The organism is Streptomyces sp. CNQ329 (genome assembly GCF_000482585.1).
Genome location: NZ_AXVU01000041.1, coordinates 35,770 through 51,617, shown reverse-complemented (window position 1 = coordinate 51,617; position 15,848 = coordinate 35,770). Strand labels below are relative to the sequence as shown.

Here is a 15,848-nt window from a genome sequence, read left to right as displayed (position 1 = left end):
GCCGACCGGCTCCCGGCCGTCCCACCAGACCTGCCCGAGCACCCGGACTACCCCCGCATCCTCGCCGTCTTCAACGGTGCGACCGGACCGCTACGGGCCCGGGATGTCTGCGAAGCCCTCGATCACGAACTGCTGCCGAAGAACATCGAGGGCACCCGCGCCAAGCTGAAACGCCTGGTCAAGCTCGGCATCATCACCGAGATCGACACGGGCAGCTTCGCCAGGAAGCAATAGCCGACCAAGCCCCGCGACCACCAGCCCTGCCCCAACCTCACCAGGAAACGGACATCAGATCACGAACCGCCCTCTCAATGACGTGGTGAGCGGGCACCAGGAGCTGGACGCACGCCTCGCAGGGGGCCCCAACGTCTGACGACCAAGCTGTGGCGAACATCTGGCACGTCCTGGACCTGGTTGAGGACCCCACCCCGGGAGATCCCGGGCATTTCAGGGAGATGGCCACCCGTCTGCTCCGCGAAGCCGAGCACGCCGACCAGCGCACCGAACGACTCCGACAGGTCGCTGCTCACGGGGACGGTCTGCGCATGCAGGGTGACTACGCACCAAGATTCAGACGAGCCCTGACAGCACTTCCCGGGCAGTCCGTGCCCCTGGGGTCCGCGCAGCAGGCCTGTGCCAACGCACTCACACAGTTCGCGGACCAGCTCCACCAGGCCAAGCTCCAGTCCGCAGCCGCCCTGAACATCGGCCGGCAGGCGGATGCCCAATACAGGGCCGCACTACGGCAGTTCTACGCGCTCGTACCGGTGGCACCCCCGGCGACCGGCATCTGGCGAGGGCTCAACCAGCTCACGGCACTCGCCTACAGCCAGCATCAGCGACCCCACATCCGCGAGGCCGCCGCTCGCATAGGCGCCCACGCAGAGCAAGCCGAACAGGAACGCCAACGCGCCATCCGGCTCGCCCGCCAAGCCGACCAGACCCTACGCGCAGCCGAGGGCCAGTGCGCCCGGGCCATCCGCGCGGCAGCACCCCAGAGTAAGGCGCAACCTATCGGCGCCGGTGCGTCCGCCCCAGGCGGCAGAGCGACACAAGCGCCGGTCCACGGCTCGCCACATCTCGGTCACACCGGGAGCTCAGCCCGCGCGGCGGTGTCGGCTCCCCGGATCAACGGCAGGCCCCCGCAGAGCCGCAAGCACCGCGGTGACCCTGTGGATGTCGCCACCGGACATGTCACCCTCACGCAGACCGACGTGGACTTACCCGGCTCGCTTCCTCTGCTCTTCAGCCGCACCCACGACTCCAGTTTCCGCGCCGGCCGCTGGATGGGCCCCTCGTGGATCTGCACCGCTGATCAACGCCTGGAGATCGACGCCGAGGGAGTCGTACTGGTGGGCGCCGACGGTGTACTGCTGGCCTATCCCCACCCCGAGCCGGGCGTGCCCGTGCTGCCCGTCACCGGAGCGCGCCGCCCGCTGACCATCGACGCCCACGGCACGTACACCGCGACAGACCCCGACACGGGACTGTTGACGACCTTCGTCGTCGAGCCACACAACCCGGGACTGGCCCAGATCGCCGAAGTCCGCGACCGCGCTGGCCGGTGCATCGTCTACGACCACGACGACCTTGGCACGCCCCTGGCCATACGCCACAGCTCCGGCCGGCAGATACAGATAGAAGTGCAAGGCGACAGGATCACCGCCCTGAGCCTGGCGAGCGCCGGCCCCGGCAGCGCTGACCGGCAACTCATGCGTTTCGGCTACACCGACGGACACCTCACCGATGTCATCAACTCCTCCGGGCAGCCCGTACGGTTCGCGTACGACCACGAGGGCCGAATGCTGTCGTGGACCGACCGCAACGGTAGCCAGTACGCCTACCGCTACGACCACCTGGACCGCTGCGTCGAGCAGGGCGGAGCAGAGGGACACCTCGCCTACCGCTACGCCTACGACGGCAGAGAGCCGGAGACCGGCCACCGAATCACTGCGGTCACCGACTCGCAGGGGCACACCACCCGCTACACGATCAACACCGCGCTGCAAATCGTCACCGAGACCGATCCCCTCGGGCACACCAGCCACTTCGTACGCGATAACCACGATCAGCTGCTCTCCCATACCGACCCGCTCAGTCACACCACCGCCTTCACCTACGACGGCGCCGGCAATCTCACCTCGATCACCTACCCGGACGACACCCGCACGCTCGTCACACCCGGCCCGTTCGGACTGCCGACCTCCGTCACCACTCCTGACGGCACCACGTGGCACCAGACCTACGACGCGCACGGCCAATGCACCAGCTTCACCGACCCGACCGGTGCCACCACCCACTACACGTACGACGAACACGGCCACCTCGCGACCGCCATCGACGCCCTCGGGAACACCACCCGCATCCAATGCGACACCGCCGGGCTCGCCGTGCGGATCACGGACCCGCTCGGCGCCGTCACCCGCATCACCTACGACGCCTTCGGCCGCACCAGCACCGTCACGGATCCCCTCGGCCACACCAGCCGCCTGACCTGGACTCCCGAAGGACTGGTGGCCTCTCTTACCGGGCCGGACGGCGCCACCGAGTCCTGGACGTACGACGGCGAGGGCAACCGCGTCGCCTACACCGACGTCGCCGGAAGGATCACCCGTTTCACCTACGGAGCCTTCGACCAGCTTTCCTCCGTCACCACCCCCGACGGCGCGCGGCAGGAGTTCGCCCACGACACCGAGCTGCGCCTGATCCGGGTTACCAACGCGCTCGGCCGCGACTGGGTGTACGACTACGACGCCGCGGGCCGGCTCGTCTCCGAGACCGACTTCGACGGCCGCACCATCGGCTACGCCTACAACCCCCTCGGCCAGCTAACCAGCCGCACCAACGCGCTCGGCCAGACGGCGACGTTCGGCTACGACGACGCCGGACGCCAGGTCGCCAGGGACGCCGACGGCCGCACCACCCACTACACCTATGACGCGGCAGGCAGGATCCTGACGGCCGCCGGCACCGACGCCACCCTCACCTACGCGTACGACCCGGTTGGCCGCGTCACCGCCGAGTCCGTGGACGGCCGAAGCCTGATCACCGAGTACGACGCGCTGGGCCGCCGGCGGCGTCGCACCACCCCCGCCGGGTCGATGACCGCGTACGACTACGACGCCGCCGGAAACCGCACGGCGCTCACCGTGGACGGCCACGTGCTGGCCTCCTCGTACGACGCCCTCGGCCGCGAGGTCACTCGCCGCATCAGCCAGGGCCTCACCCTCACCCACGTCTGGGACCAGCACGACCGTCTCGCAGGACAGACCCTCACGGGACCGGCCGACCGCCGGGTGGTGCACCGCACGTTCGCGTACGGCACGGACGGCCACGTCGTCGCCGTCGACGACCGGCGTACCGGCCGGCGCACGTTCGACCTGGACCCATCGGGGCACGTCACCGCAGTCCGCGCCGACGGCTGGACCGAGACCTACACCTACGACTCGGCGGGCAACACGACCCATGCCGACTGGCCGGAGCGCCACCTCCTCCCGGAGGCCAGGGGGGCACGGAGCTTCGAGGGTGGACGGGTCACCCGCGCCGGAGCCGTGCGGTACGACTACGACGCCGCCGGCCGGGTCGTGCAGCGCCGGCATAAACGGCTGTCGCGCAAGCCGGACGTCTGGCGGTACACCTGGGACGCCGACGACCGGCTAACCGCCGTCACCACCCCGGACGGCACGGTGTGGCGGTACCTCTACGATGCGGTCGGCCGCCGGGTCGCGAAGCAGCGGCTGGCCGCCGACGGCGACACGGTCGTCGAGGAGACCCGCTTCTGCTGGGACGGCCCGCACCTGGTGGAGCAGATCACCCACGTTCTGGGCGAGAGCGAGGACGTCGTCCTCACCTGGGAGCACGACGAGATGCGCCCCGTGGCGCAGTCCAGGCGCAGCATCGTCGCCGAGACCCCACAGAATGCCGTCGACGAGCAGTTCTTCGCCATCGTGACGGACCTGGTGGGCACCCCCGTCGAGCTGGTCGCCCTCTCCGGCGAGATCGCCTGGCGCGGCCACGCCACGCTCTGGGGGCTCACCGCGCCTGGTACGGACGCCGCCGCCGACACCCCACTCCGCTTCCCCGGGCAATACTTCGACCCGGAGACGCAGCTGCACTACAACTGCTTCCGGCACTACGATCCCACCACCGCCGCGTACGTCAGCCCTGACCCCCTGGGGCTGGACGCCGGTCCCAACCCGCGGGCGTACGTGTCCAACCCGCTCAAGTGGGTCGACTACCTGGGCCTGGTGCAGTGCTCAAAGATACTCGGCAAGAACATGGCCCGCGAGGGCCGTCCTGTCGGCCCAGGTCAGGCCGCCGCCCACATCGTGCCCTCCGGGTTCAAACGGGGCGGCGGGCCCGCGATGCGCGCACTGCTCGCGAAGTACAATGTGGGCATCAACGACGCGGCCAACGGCATCCCTCTCGGCCACCCCAAGCCACACAACTTCACCCACTACGACACCTTCCTCGGCCGCCTCGACACCCACCTGCACGATCTGGTCAACCGCCTGGAGGCGGGCGGTGCCGGCCACCGCGCGATACGCACCGCGCTGCGCCGGGAACTGCGCAGTATCGGAAGGCAAATCGAGGGGGAGCTGTCAGGTTGGCCGAACAACCTGGCACCACCTCACGAGCGACCCTGGACCCGGCCATGACTCACCCCGCCAGCACATCTCCGGCCGTCTACCGTCTGCTGCCCAGCCTGCAGGACCTCCGGACGCTCGTGCCGCACCGGCCATCCGGTGTGAAGGTCGCCCGCTGGCAGCGCAGTGGCAGCCCGGCAGATCGTCCCGAGCAACTCGACACCCGCTGGACAGGCGAAGACGAGGGCCCGCCCGCGGAGTTCGCGTGCAGCGCCCCTGGCGTGCCGATCCTGAGCCGTCGGGCCGCCGACGCCCTGGGCGCCGGGCTGCACGCCGCGGGCAGCCTGCTGCCCGTGCTCATCGACGGCTCCGAGGCGCCGGACTACGTGTTCCTCCTCGTGGAGGAGGTCGTCGACTGCGTAGACACCAGACGCTCGTCGAAGCCGAAGTCGGGCACGGCCGACATCAAGAAGACCGTCTTCCTCCCCGACGCCCTGCCGCTCCGCCTCCCGGCGTTCCGCGTGCCGCAGTCACCGTGGAACGTCCACTGGACCGCCTGGGCCGCGGACCGCCTGAGCGCCCTTCTGGGTGACGGTCTTGAACGCCGCCTGATCTGGTCGGCCGACCCCGCGGCGACCCCACACCCGAATCCGTGGGGCCTCATGTAGCGCCGTGCCGTGGGCCGCGCGCCGAGTCGTGCGCCGGACAAAAGCCCGTCTAGGGGACGGCTGGTCCGAAGCCGTCGCCGGTGGTGTTGCCCGATGACGAACTGCGTGTGTGGAAGGGCAGATTGAGGAAGCAGATCGCTTTTGCTTCGACGATGACCAGGCCGGGGACGTTCACTGCCAGACCACGCTTGCGGCCAGGCACTCGTTCCGGGATCCTTGCAGGTCGTGGCCGCGGGGTCCCCGGCAGCGGCGTGGATGCTCTGGGTGTCCAGCAGCCCTGATGGCCGCTCACCGAGCGGTACCGCGCCGGTGTAGTCACCCCGCACACGAGATGCGCTCACCGGACCCGTACATCAAGCGGCCGACGCCTGATTACCTACCGTTTCCTTTCCCCGGCCATCATCGGCCCGCTCGCCGAAGAAGCCTGTCGGTGTGAGGTCTCAGGAGATGCTTGACCGTTTGTGCTCTGGACATGGTTGACACGTTCGGTTGAACGTCCGTCAACTCCTGACCTCGGTTGAGGCCCGGGGTGCTGCGCTCGGTGATCGTGGATATACAGCAGCTGGCCGAGTACCGCTACCGGGCTGTCCGCGAGGTGCTCGGCGGGTCTCCCGTCGGTGAGGTCGCAGCCCGGCATGGCACCTCGCGTCAGACTCTCCACAGCTGGCGACGGCGGTTCGAGCAGCAGGGCATGCCCGGTCTGCTGGATCGCTCTCGGCGGCCGCTGCCAGGCCGGGTTCGCCCTGACGGGCCGCACCATCACGCTCCGCCTGGACGCACGCCTCATGCACGCCATCGCCGAAAACGCTCTGGGAGGACATGGCCCTGCCCCGTTAAGGCTGCCCAGAACATGGGGATCGTCCTCGTGTTGTGCGTGGCCCTGGCCAACATGGTGTGGGGCAGCTAGCCATCGGTGCCGTGACGAATGAGCGGGAGGCGGGGACTTGGCCGAGGGCGGGAGGCTTCCGGAGCGGACCGAGCACTACATCTTCAAGAGTGGCAGGGTGATCGTGCTGGAGCGCGGGTTCCGGTGGGATGCCGCGCCACGGCGGGATCCGGTCGAGTTGGAGCGCACGACCGCCCACTGCGCGGTCCGGGCGATGTCCGCGCTCTGCGAGGGGCTGATCAGGCCCATGTCGTTCGACGTGACCAATCAGTGGCTGGACGACGAGTACGGCGTCTTCTGCAGCGGGCGGCCGCCGTGGTGGAACTGGTTCGTGAAGACTCGCCAGGCCCCGTCCAGGGTCAGCTCGGCGTACGTGGATGCGCAGGTCACGGTGGCGGAGACACTGGGCGAACCGGAGATGCTCGCCGCCGTCGACCGCGCCCTTGACGACCCGGGCCCTGTTCCCGACGGCGATCACCTGGCGTGGGAGGAGCTGCTCGTCAACCACACCTGGGCCCGGCTGCCCGAACCCGACCGGCACCTGGAGGGAGGGGAGCTGCGCATCGACGATGACGACAACGGGGGATGCCCGCGGATCCCCATCGAGCGTGCAGACGGCCACCTGTGGGTGTCCGCCCCGGGACTCGGTGCGTGGGATCCGTTCATGCTGAGGCTGACCAGGTCCTGGGGCACGGAGTACCCCGACGGGGCGGGGTACGACGAGTTCATCCACATGGACATCCACGTCCACTGGTCCTTCTGGTGGGAGCCCGGGGAGGGCAGAGCCATGCTTGACCGGGCAGTGGGCCGCGTCCTCCGGCAAGGGTGGCGCGAGGCGTACCCGCGCCCCTGACCCCCGCCTCCGGCCGCACCGGCCAGCGAGCAGTCCTGTACCCGCACCACTCCCAGCGTCGGGTGAGCTCGTCCTCCGGATCCGCCGCACACACAAAGGCCCTGCTCCGCCGCCCGAGTGTCTCTCCTGAGCGCTTCCTCGACGAGCCGCCTCCCCGCGATCAGGAGGACATTCCTCCGGGTTACGGCCTGGTGCATGCTGCCGACGGGGGGCCGCAGGCGTCGCGACCGGTGCTCGCCGGTGGCAGCGCTTCCGCTCAGAGACCTGAGACAGCCTCATCGTCCCTGCGCGCAGGGCACTTTCGCGGTTTCCATCACGATGCGGACCGGGACCGCGAGTGAAGTGGTCAGGAAGCCGTCGCCGCGGCGTCGACGAGTGGGGCTTCTCCGTTCGCCGTCCTGCGCAATGCGGGCGTCATCGAACAGCGGGACGAGGGGGCGCGACGACTCAACCGTCTCCGGTTCGCCGCATTCGACGACAGGTTCCCCGGCCTCCTGGATGTGGTCATCGCGGAGGCATCGGAGGACGCACGCAGAAGGTGACCTTCCGCAGGGACGGCATCCACCCTCGGCAAGCCTCATCGTCCACCCGGTGGGGCGGCTTCGTTCCGGTGGGGAACTCTTCGCGCAGCGCCTCCGTCGGACCGCGGGGCCGTGCCGTTCCTCGCGCGTACGTCGTGGGTGCGAGGGCCTGCCCCCGGTGAATGCCGCGGCGGGGGTCACCGCCGTGCGGTGCGGCTCCCGGATCGCGTACGGCGGCGGGTGTGTGACGGCAGGCTAGGCTCGTGGCCCGCTGCTGGACCAGCAGCCGACGGGCTTCGGGCGCTGTGGGGCGCGTCAGCATCGGGAGAGGGGCAGAGCCGTGCGAGACCAGCTCGTTGGGGGCCGTTACCGGCTGGTGCGGGAACTGGGTGAAGGGGGCATGGGGCAGGTATGGGAGGCGCGGGACGAGACGTTGGGCCGGCCCGTCGCGGTCAAGCTGGTCTCCCTGCTCGCCGGCGGTGGGAGCCGCGGTGACCAGGCCCGCGCGAGGTTTCTGCGCGAAGCGCGGATAACCGCCCGGCTGCAGCATCCCCACATCGTCACCATGCACGACCTCGGCGAAGCGGACACCGACGGCGACAGGGTGCCGTTCCTGGTGATGGAGCTGGTCCGGGGCGAAGGTCTGGACGCGAAGCTGGCGCGGCGTGCCGTCACTCTCGGGGAGGCCGCGCGGTGGGGGGCGCAGATATGTGACGCGCTCGCCGACGCGCACGCCAACGGGATCATGCACCGGGACGTGAAGCCCTCCAACATCTTCATCACGCCCTCCGGCAGCGTGAAGGTCCTCGACTTCGGCATCGCGCGCGCGGCCGACGGCAGCGTGACCGCGGACCGCCTCACCCGGACCGGCCTCATCGTCGGCACACCGCAGTACATGGCTCCGGAGCAGGCCCGCGGAATGCCCGAACCGCGCAGCGACCTCTACGCCCTCGGCTGCCTCCTCTTCGAACTGCTCACGGGCCGCCTGCCGTTCGAGGCTCCCGACTCCATGGGCTACCTCTCCGCGCACCTCACTCAGGAGGCGCCCGCCCCCAGTGCGATACGGGCCGGAATCCCCGACGACTGGGACGAACTCGTACGCTCGCTCCTGCACAAGGAGCCCCGCCGGCGGTACGGAGACGCCGCCGCCCTCGCGCGGATACTGCGGCGACTGGACACCGCGTCCGAGTCCGGGGGGTCCGCACACTCCCGCGGCTTCCCTCCGCCCACCGAGCCGGACCTCTCCGCCGCGCCCGCGCCCGGCGAGTTCCTTTTCGCCACCAGCCTCGGCACCAGCGGTACGGTGCGGCTGTGGGACCCCGCCACCGGCAGGCCCGTCACCCAGCCGCTGGCCGGCCACACCGGCTCGGCGTTCCGGATGGCGTTCTCCCCCGACGGCCGGCTTCTCGCGACCGGCAGCACGGACGAAACGGCGCGGTTGTGGGACACGGCCAGCGGGCTGCTCGTCTGTGAACCGCTCACGGGCCACAGCGGCACGGTGGAGGATGTGGCGTTCTCCCCCGACGGCCGCCTTCTCGCCACGAGCGGCCTGGACGCGACGGTACGGCTGTGGGACACGGCCACCGGCGAGCCCGTCGGCGACCCCCTGACCGGCCACACCAACTGCGTGGCGGGGGTGGACTTCTCGCCCGACGGACGGCTTCTCGCCACGAGCAGCGTGGACGGCACGGTACGGCTGTGGGACCCCGTCACCGGCGAGCCCCTCGGCGAACCGATGACCGGCCACACCGACGCGGTGCTACGGCTGGCGTTCTCCCCCGACGGCCGTCTCATCGCCACGTGCAGCAGAGACTGGACGGTACGGCTCTGGGACCCGGCCACCGGCCAGGCCGTGGGTACCCCCCTGACCGGCCACACCAACGTCACCTGGGAGGCGGCGTTCTCCGCGGACGGCTCCCTGGTGGCCGCGAACAGCGAAGACGACACGACACTGGTGTGGGACACGGCGACCGGACAGCTCGCCCGTCCGCCCTTCACCGCCCCGGCCAACGGGGGCATGGCCGTGGCGGGATCGTCCGACGGCCCGCTGCTGGCGGTGGAGATCAGCGAGGAGGGAACGGTCCGACTCCTGGACGCCGCGACCGGGCGGCCTTTCGGTGAGCCCCTGAACACACACACCACCGGCTCGATGTACTTCCAGCTCTCCCCCCGCCTCCGGCACCGCACGCACTGACCCGCCACCGGCCGCCGCCGTGCGGGCCGTTCAGGGTGACCGCCCCCTTCCCCGGTCACACCGCGGACGGTCGCCTCGGGGGTGGATCGGGCATCCGTGCCAGAGCGCGTGCGAGGCGCCGTTCGAGTCCTGCCCGGCACTCCGGCCGCTCCGCCGCGGTGATGGAGGAGATCGCAGAGTCACGGAGCCGGCCCCTCAAGTGTGAAACTCATCGTCCACCCATCGAGTGTCAGCACGATCGTTCGTGTCCATGTGCCAGGGCCAGGCCCGCAGCGTCCCAGAGCCGTCGCGGCATGTCGCGCGAGTGAGGCGCGGAGCAACGTGGGAACACGGCAGGAGGCGACCAGGGCCTGCGGGGAGAGGTGGTGGGAATACCCGCGGGCAGCCCCGCGGGAGGTCGTGGATCAGCGTGAGGGTGTCCTCGGTGGACAACTGATCAGGACGGCCCACGGTCTTCCGGGGGTGGGCCGTGCAGCAGGTCGTTCAGGACGTCACGCCGGCCTCGCCGCCAGTCTGCCGTCGATGTCGGCGGTGACCCGACCCTCGACCATGGTGGCGACGACGCGATGGCGGAACGTCATGCCGTGAAACGGGGTGTTGTCCGACGCGCTGGCCGATTCGGTCCGGTCCACCCGCCAGTCGGCCCGGGGGTCCACCAGGGTGAACGTCGCGTGCTCCCCCGCGACCGGCGGGCGGCCCGCCATGTCGGCCAGCCCCGCGATGCGGGCGGGGCGTGTGGACATCACCGTGGCCACGAGGCCCCAGTCCGGGGCGCCCCCGGCGCCCAGGGCCTCCGCGACCACGGGGAGCGCGGTCTCCAGGCCCAGCATGCCGAAGGGCGCCTCGCACCAGTGGTTGTCCTTGCTCGACGCGGTGTGCGGAGCGTGGTCGGTGGCGACGGCGTCGATGGTTCCGTCACGCAGGGCCGCGCGCAGCGCCGCCACGTCCTCGGCGCTGCGCAGGGGCGGGTTCACCTTGTACAGAGGGCCGGCTTCGCGGGTCATGAGATCGGTGAGCAGCAGATGGTGGGGGGTCACTTCGGCTGTGACGGGCCAGCCGCGCGACTTGGCCCACCTGACGATGTCGACGGTCCCCGCCGTGGAGACGTGACAGATGTGCAGGCGTCCGCCGGTGGCCCCGGCGAGTACCACGTCCCGCGCGACGATCGTTTCCTCGCCCGTCGCCGGCCAGGGCGGCAGGCCGGTGGCCTGTGCCGCCGCGCCGGCGTTGACCTGGCCTCCCTGCACGAGACGGGGGCACTGGGCGTGCTGGGCGACGAGGGTTCCGGTGCGGCGGGCCGCCTCCAGCGCCCGCAGCAGGAGCCCGGGGTCGTCGACGCACACCCCGTCGTCGGAGAACATCGGGGCGCCGGCCGCCGCCATGGCGTCGAGGGGTGCGAGCCGGCGGCCGGCGAGCCCGTCGGTGACGGCTCCCACCGGGTGCACCCGGCAGGATGCCGTGCGCGCCGCCCGCTCGATGAGGTGCCGTACCCGCTCGGGGGTGTCGGTCACCGGCATGCAGTTGGCCATGGCGAGCACGTCGGAGTACCCGCCGTGCGCCGCCGCCCTCGTGCCGCTGGCGATGGTCTCCGCGGCGGTGTCACCGGGTTCACGCAGGTGGGTATGGAGGTCCACCAGGGCCGGCAGCATGATCAGCCCGTCGCAGTCGGCTGTCGTCACGTGCGCGGGGCCGGTGCCGTCCCCGCTGCCGGGGGCCGTCACGGCGGCGATCCGGCTGCCCCGTACGGTCACGTCCCGGGGTGCGCCGCCGAGGGGGCGGACCCCCCGCAGGATCGTCGTGCCCGCGGAGCCGGCGGCCCGGGGGCCGTTCACCTGTCCGTGTCCGGGTGGGTGAGGCGGAAGACCGGTCCGTCCGCGCAGATCAGCGGGGACTCCTCGGGGCCGCTCCTGGTGCCGGTGGCGCAGCCGTGGCAGTAGCCGAGGCCGCAGGCCATGTGGGCTTCCAGCGATACCTGGACGTCCGCCGCCCAGCGTCGGCCGAGTTCTTCGCAGAGCCGGGCCAGCCGCTCCGATCCGCACGTCATGATCTGCTGGGGAGGGGCCTGATCGAGGTCTGCGGTCAGCATGTCCCGGAGGCGGGTGACCTCGCTGCTGCCGGTGTCGTCGGTGACTTCGTGCAGTCGTGTCACACCGGCGGCCCGGTAGACGTCGGCTCCTACGACTCGGTCCGCGCTTCTGCCGCTGGCCACGGCGACGATCTCGACCTCGGTGCCCGTGCATTCCTGGGCGACGGTGGTCAGCGAACAGGTGCCGATGCCTCGTCCGACCAGAAGGACGCGCCGCGTTCCCCGGGTGATCCGGAATCCCCGGCCCAGCGGTCCTACGACCAGCATGCGCTCGCCCGGCCGGAAGGAGGCCAGGCGACGGGTGCCGTCACCGACCACTCCGAGCAGGATGTCGATGGTGCCGGCCTGCGGGTCCCGGGCGTATACGGCCATGGGGCGGGGCAGAACGGGACCCGTGTCCTCGTCCCGGGCGGCGGTCAGCATCACGAACTGTCCTGCCTGGCATGTCCGGGCGATACTCGGTGCTTCCAGGCGCAGGAAGTGGTGGCCGCGTCCGTGCGGCGTGGAGGCGAGGACCCGGGCACGGTGCCAGGTCGCGGCGGGACGGCCGGTCCCGGACCCGGGCAGCGGTGTCACGCTGTCCGTGACCGGTATGACGGCGTCCGTGTCGAGGGTGTTCATGCTGCTGGGGTCTCCTGTGCGGACAGCCGGGCATCGAGCCGCAGGAGACCCGAAGCCAGGAGGTCGGTGCCGACCGCGAGTTCGGCCGGGAGGGTCAGCTCCTCGGGACTGTGGCTGACCCCGCCGTGGTGACTGGGGACGAAGATCATGCCGGTGGGCACCACATGGTTGATCATCTGTGCGTCGTGGCTGGCCCCGCTGGGCATCACCCGGTGCGTGATCCCGGCCTCCGTCGCGGCCTCGGCGACGGTGTCGCGGAGCCATCTGGGGAGGATGACGGGAGAGGCGTCGGCCAGCAGCCGGGATGCGCACCCGATCCCGCGGCGGGAGCAGATGCGCTGTGCACTTTCGACGATCTCCGCCGCGGTCAGCCGCTGCCGGTCGTTGTCGACGTCCCGGACGTCGACATACACCTCGGTGCTCCCGGCGATCGTGGTGAGGGACCCGGGGGAGACATCCATGCGTCCGACGGTCGCACGGGTGCCGTGATGACGGCTGTCGTTGGCAAGGGTCTCGATCATCAGGATGATCTCCGCCGCCGCGGCCATCGCGTCGGCCCTCATCCGCATCGGGGTCCCCCCGGTGTGCGAGGCCCGTCCGGTGAGGTCGAGGCGCAGCCGGGTACTGCCCGAGATCAGGTCGACCAGTCCGACGGGAACGGACTCGGATTCCAGCAGGGAGCCCTGCTCGATGTGCAGCTCCAGGAAGGCGGCCCAGTCCTCTTCGCGCCAGCGGGCCGTCTCGGTGGCGTCCGGGTCGAGGCCGACGGCTGTCATGGCCTGCGCCAGCGAGACGCCCTCGGCGTCCTGCTTGGTCCTCAGGTCGGCCGGGCCGGTCAGTCCCGCGGCGATCCGGCTGCCCGTGCAGGCCTGTCCGAAGCGGGCTCCCTCCTCGGCGGCGAACGCCACGAAGCGGACGGGCCGGGTGAGCCGGATGTCGGCCGAGACGAACAGTCGTGCCACCTCCATCGCCGCGACCACGCCGGCTATGCCGTCGTACGCGCCGGCGTCCGGCACGCTGTCGAGATGGGAGCCGGTGCCCAGGCCCGGCAGTCCGGGGGTCGTGCCGGGCAGTTCGGCGAGCGTGTTGCCGGCTGTGTCCGTACGTACGTCCAGGCCGAGCGCACGCATGTGCGCCGCGAAGACGTCGTGGGCCTGGCGCTCCAGTGGGGTGTAGGCCAGCCGGGTGATGCCGGGGCCCCTGCCGGGCTCCGACAGTCCGGCGAAGGTGTCCAGGTACGTCTGGAGCCGGTCCGCGTCGGCGTGCGGGAGAGCGGCGAGCGTCGGTGCGGTCATCGGAGCCCGGCCGATGAGGCTTCCGCCTCGGAGAGCAGTGACACCACAGGCGGGGAGTCCACGGCTGCGAGCGTCGGCGTGTGCAGGACAGCGGCCACCGCGGCCACTTCGGCGGAGGCGCCGCGCAGCAGGCCGAGCATCACCTGGAGGGGTTGCGGCTCCCAGGCCGTCGCCAGCGGTACGACTCGGTCGCCGGGGGTGACCGCCGGGCTGACGGAGGTGATGCCGGACTCGTCGGTGACCCGGAGGACGGTCGCGTCCGTCGCCAGGGCCACGATGTGGGCGAGCACGGCTTCGTCGCTGCTCTCCCACACCGAGATGCGGTCCGGCTCCAGGTGCCGCACGGCGTCGGCGAGGGCGCGGCCGATGAGGTCGGTCGCGGCCGGGGACACCTGGGTGTTCAGGGTGAGGCCGTAGGCGTCGGTGGCCGCGCCGAGCTCACGGACGCCGGAAAGGATCGCGGAGGTGTTGTCGGTCATCGGGGACCCTCCTCTTTCGTGTCGGTCGCGGGTCTGGGCGGGGCCGGCGACGGGGTGGCGGGGAAGAGCGCATGGAACCGTACTCCGTACCGCTCCAGGAGCATGTCCACCACGCTGCTGTCACCGGGACCGAGCACGCTCAGTACGCAGGAGACCCGCATCCCTGCCGTCAGCGCGGCGTGCACCGGCGGCGCGGCGTCCTGCGCCGTGCCCGTCAGCGGCATGACGACGACGGTGTGTTCGCCCGCATGGGCCTCGCCGGTCAGACGGGCGTCGTCCCCGGCACCGGTCACCGTCGCGAACGGCAGCCCTGTGTGCAGTGCCAGGGCGGTGGTGGCGGCGATGCCCCGGGGTGTGCACACCAACCGGTCGGTTCCGTGCGGGAGCACCTCGGCGAAGAGCGCCGCGGTGCGGCGCAGGATGGACGGCCGGCACTGGACGGCTTCGATGTCGACCCGGCCGTCGCCGGTGGACGCCACCGCGAGTATGTCGGCGTACAGTTCGGCGCTTCGTTGCCGGGCGCTCTGGAAGGCGCGGGGGGTGTCAGGTGCCGTGTGGAGGACGTGGTCAAGGTTCATGAGGGCTCCGGGAGGGGACGGTCTTGGGTGACCGCGAGGCCGGCGGGACGCCGGGGGGTGTGGTCCGGCCGTACGGGAGAGTCAGGTCCGCACCGTGCCGCGTTCGTCGGCGAGACGGGTGATGCCGAGTTCGCGGCAGAGGGCCTCAAGGTCCCGCAGGACCTGGGTCATGGCGTACGGGCGGGTGAACGTCGCGGTACCCATCTGTACGGCGGTGGCTCCGGCCAGCACGAACTCCAGGACGTCCCGCGCAGTGCTGATGCCGCCGCACCCCACGACGGGTATGGCGACGGCCGCTGCGGCCTGCCACACCAGGCGCAGCACCATGGGCCGGACCGCGGGCCCGGACAGTCCTCCCACCCCGTTGCCCAGCACCGCGCTCCGCCCGTCCAGGTCGATGGCCATGCCGGGGAAGGTGTTGGCGACTGTCACGGCGGTGGCGCCCGCCTGTTCGGAGGCGCGCGCGATGTCCCCGATCGATGTCACGTTCGGGGTGAGTTTGACGATGACGGGCAGCGGGGTACGCGCCACGACGCCGGAGACGACACGCTCCACGGTCGACGCGTCCGTTCCGATGGTGAGCCCGCCGTGCTCGAGGTTCGGGCAGGAGACGTTCACCTCCAGCGCCTCGCAGGGAGCGTCGGCGAGTTCCTCGGTGATCCGCAGGTACTCGTCCGGGGTGAGGCCCCCGACACTCACCACGACGGGTACCCCGAACGACCGGTAGCGGGGCAGCACCGTGCGGATGAACTCCGCCGAGCCGGGGCTGGGGATTCCCACGCTGTTCAGCATGCCCTGCGCGCTCTCGGTGAGCCGGTGCGAGGGGTTGCCGGAACGCCGTTGCGAGAAGAGGGTCTTGGTGACCACGGCGCCGAGCTCGTGTACGGGCAGGAGAGCGGCGAGTTCAGGGCCGAAGCAGCCCGACGCGGGCATCACGGGGTTGGCCAGACGCAGGGAGCCGAGCGAGACCGCGAGATCGGTCCGGAACGCGGCGTGGTCCGCGAAATGCCGGTCGCGGTCGTCGAACGTCGCGGGATCGTGGTCGTGAACCTCCGTCATGGTGCCTGCCTTCCGCGTCAGG

Annotated in this window: 11 protein-coding genes and 2 pseudogenes; 6 read left to right on the top strand and 7 right to left on the bottom strand. The window is 71.0% G+C overall.

Annotated features, from left to right (window positions below; translation table 11 throughout):
• The 3 genes and pseudogenes from I003_RS0123900 to I003_RS0123885 form a co-directional block, all read left to right on the top strand.
• Positions 1 to 234 (top strand): annotated as a pseudogene (locus I003_RS0123900) (hypothetical protein); the annotation flags it as partial.
• Positions 235 to 1,172: 938 nt separating this feature from the next.
• Complete coding sequence (locus I003_RS33020) at positions 1,173 to 4,658, top strand: RHS repeat-associated core domain-containing protein (RefSeq protein WP_051368422.1); 3,486 nt, start codon at positions 1,173 to 1,175, stop codon at positions 4,656 to 4,658.
• On the top strand, positions 4,655 to 5,254 hold the full coding sequence (locus I003_RS0123885; protein WP_027773823.1) for a hypothetical protein: 600 nt from the start codon (positions 4,655 to 4,657) through the stop codon (positions 5,252 to 5,254). The genes I003_RS33020 and I003_RS0123885 overlap by 4 nt, the downstream gene beginning before the upstream one ends.
• Before the next feature lie 49 nt (positions 5,255 to 5,303).
• On the opposite strand, the gene I003_RS36175 is transcribed toward I003_RS0123885, so the two are convergent.
• Positions 5,304 to 5,456: a hypothetical protein gene (locus I003_RS36175; RefSeq protein ID WP_158689015.1), complete on the bottom strand. Its 153-nt coding sequence runs from the start codon at positions 5,454 to 5,456 to the stop codon at positions 5,304 to 5,306.
• 339 nt (positions 5,457 to 5,795) lie between these two features.
• Between I003_RS36175 and I003_RS35115 the strand changes: the two are divergent.
• The 3 genes and pseudogenes from I003_RS35115 to I003_RS37020 all read left to right on the top strand — a co-directional run.
• Positions 5,796 to 5,978 (top strand): annotated as a pseudogene (locus I003_RS35115) (helix-turn-helix domain-containing protein); the annotation flags it as partial.
• Between the two features lie 220 nt (positions 5,979 to 6,198).
• Positions 6,199 to 6,993, top strand: coding sequence for a hypothetical protein (locus I003_RS0123880; protein ID WP_027773822.1), 795 nt, complete (start codon positions 6,199 to 6,201; stop codon positions 6,991 to 6,993).
• A gap of 921 nt (positions 6,994 to 7,914) precedes the next feature.
• Positions 7,915 to 9,708, top strand: a complete 1,794-nt coding sequence (locus tag I003_RS37020; RefSeq protein ID WP_486584354.1) for a WD40 repeat domain-containing serine/threonine protein kinase — start codon at positions 7,915 to 7,917, stop codon at positions 9,706 to 9,708.
• Positions 9,709 to 10,199: 491 nt separating this feature from the next.
• Here the strand turns inward: I003_RS37020 and I003_RS0123865 are convergent, their stop codons facing one another.
• The 6 genes from I003_RS0123865 to I003_RS0123840 all read right to left on the bottom strand — a co-directional run bounded on the left by I003_RS0123865 (position 10,200) and on the right by I003_RS0123840 (position 15,826).
• Positions 10,200 to 11,540 (bottom strand): dihydroorotase, encoded by a 1,341-nt coding sequence (locus tag I003_RS0123865; protein WP_027773820.1) that lies wholly within the window; start codon positions 11,538 to 11,540, stop codon positions 10,200 to 10,202.
• Positions 11,537 to 12,415, bottom strand: coding sequence for an iron-sulfur cluster-binding protein (locus I003_RS0123860; protein ID WP_027773819.1), 879 nt, complete (start codon positions 12,413 to 12,415; stop codon positions 11,537 to 11,539). Before I003_RS0123860 ends, I003_RS0123865 begins: the two co-directional genes overlap by 4 nt.
• Positions 12,412 to 13,710 (bottom strand): Zn-dependent hydrolase, encoded by a 1,299-nt coding sequence (locus tag I003_RS0123855; RefSeq protein WP_027773818.1) that lies wholly within the window; start codon positions 13,708 to 13,710, stop codon positions 12,412 to 12,414. The genes I003_RS0123860 and I003_RS0123855 overlap by 4 nt, the downstream gene beginning before the upstream one ends.
• A complete protein-coding gene (locus I003_RS0123850; protein ID WP_027773817.1) occupies positions 13,707 to 14,189 on the bottom strand; it encodes a hypothetical protein in 483 nt (160 codons plus the stop codon). Before I003_RS0123850 ends, I003_RS0123855 begins: the two co-directional genes overlap by 4 nt.
• On the bottom strand, positions 14,186 to 14,767 hold the full coding sequence (locus I003_RS0123845) for a hypothetical protein (protein WP_027773816.1): 582 nt from the start codon (positions 14,765 to 14,767) through the stop codon (positions 14,186 to 14,188). Before I003_RS0123845 ends, I003_RS0123850 begins: the two co-directional genes overlap by 4 nt.
• Before the next feature lie 81 nt (positions 14,768 to 14,848).
• Positions 14,849 to 15,826: a dihydroorotate dehydrogenase gene (locus I003_RS0123840; RefSeq protein ID WP_027773815.1), complete on the bottom strand. Its 978-nt coding sequence runs from the start codon at positions 15,824 to 15,826 to the stop codon at positions 14,849 to 14,851.
• Between the last annotated feature and the right edge of the window lie 22 nt (positions 15,827 to 15,848).

Bases quoted from the DNA above. Each gene is read 5' to 3' on its own strand.
- I003_RS0123885 (WP_027773823.1), top strand. From the start codon at position 4,655: ATGACTCACCCCGCCAGCACATCTCCGGCCGTCTACCGTCTGCTGCCC.
- I003_RS37020 (WP_486584354.1), top strand. From the start codon at position 7,915: ATGGGGCAGGTATGGGAGGCGCGGGACGAGACGTTGGGCCGGCCCGTC.
- I003_RS0123860 (WP_027773819.1), bottom strand. From the start codon at position 12,415: ATGAACACCCTCGACACGGACGCCGTCATACCGGTCACGGACAGCGTG.
- I003_RS0123855 (WP_027773818.1), bottom strand. From the start codon at position 13,710: ATGACCGCACCGACGCTCGCCGCTCTCCCGCACGCCGACGCGGACCGG.
- I003_RS0123850 (WP_027773817.1), bottom strand. From the start codon at position 14,189: ATGACCGACAACACCTCCGCGATCCTTTCCGGCGTCCGTGAGCTCGGC.
- I003_RS0123845 (WP_027773816.1), bottom strand. From the start codon at position 14,767: ATGAACCTTGACCACGTCCTCCACACGGCACCTGACACCCCCCGCGCC.
- I003_RS0123840 (WP_027773815.1), bottom strand. From the start codon at position 15,826: ATGACGGAGGTTCACGACCACGATCCCGCGACGTTCGACGACCGCGAC.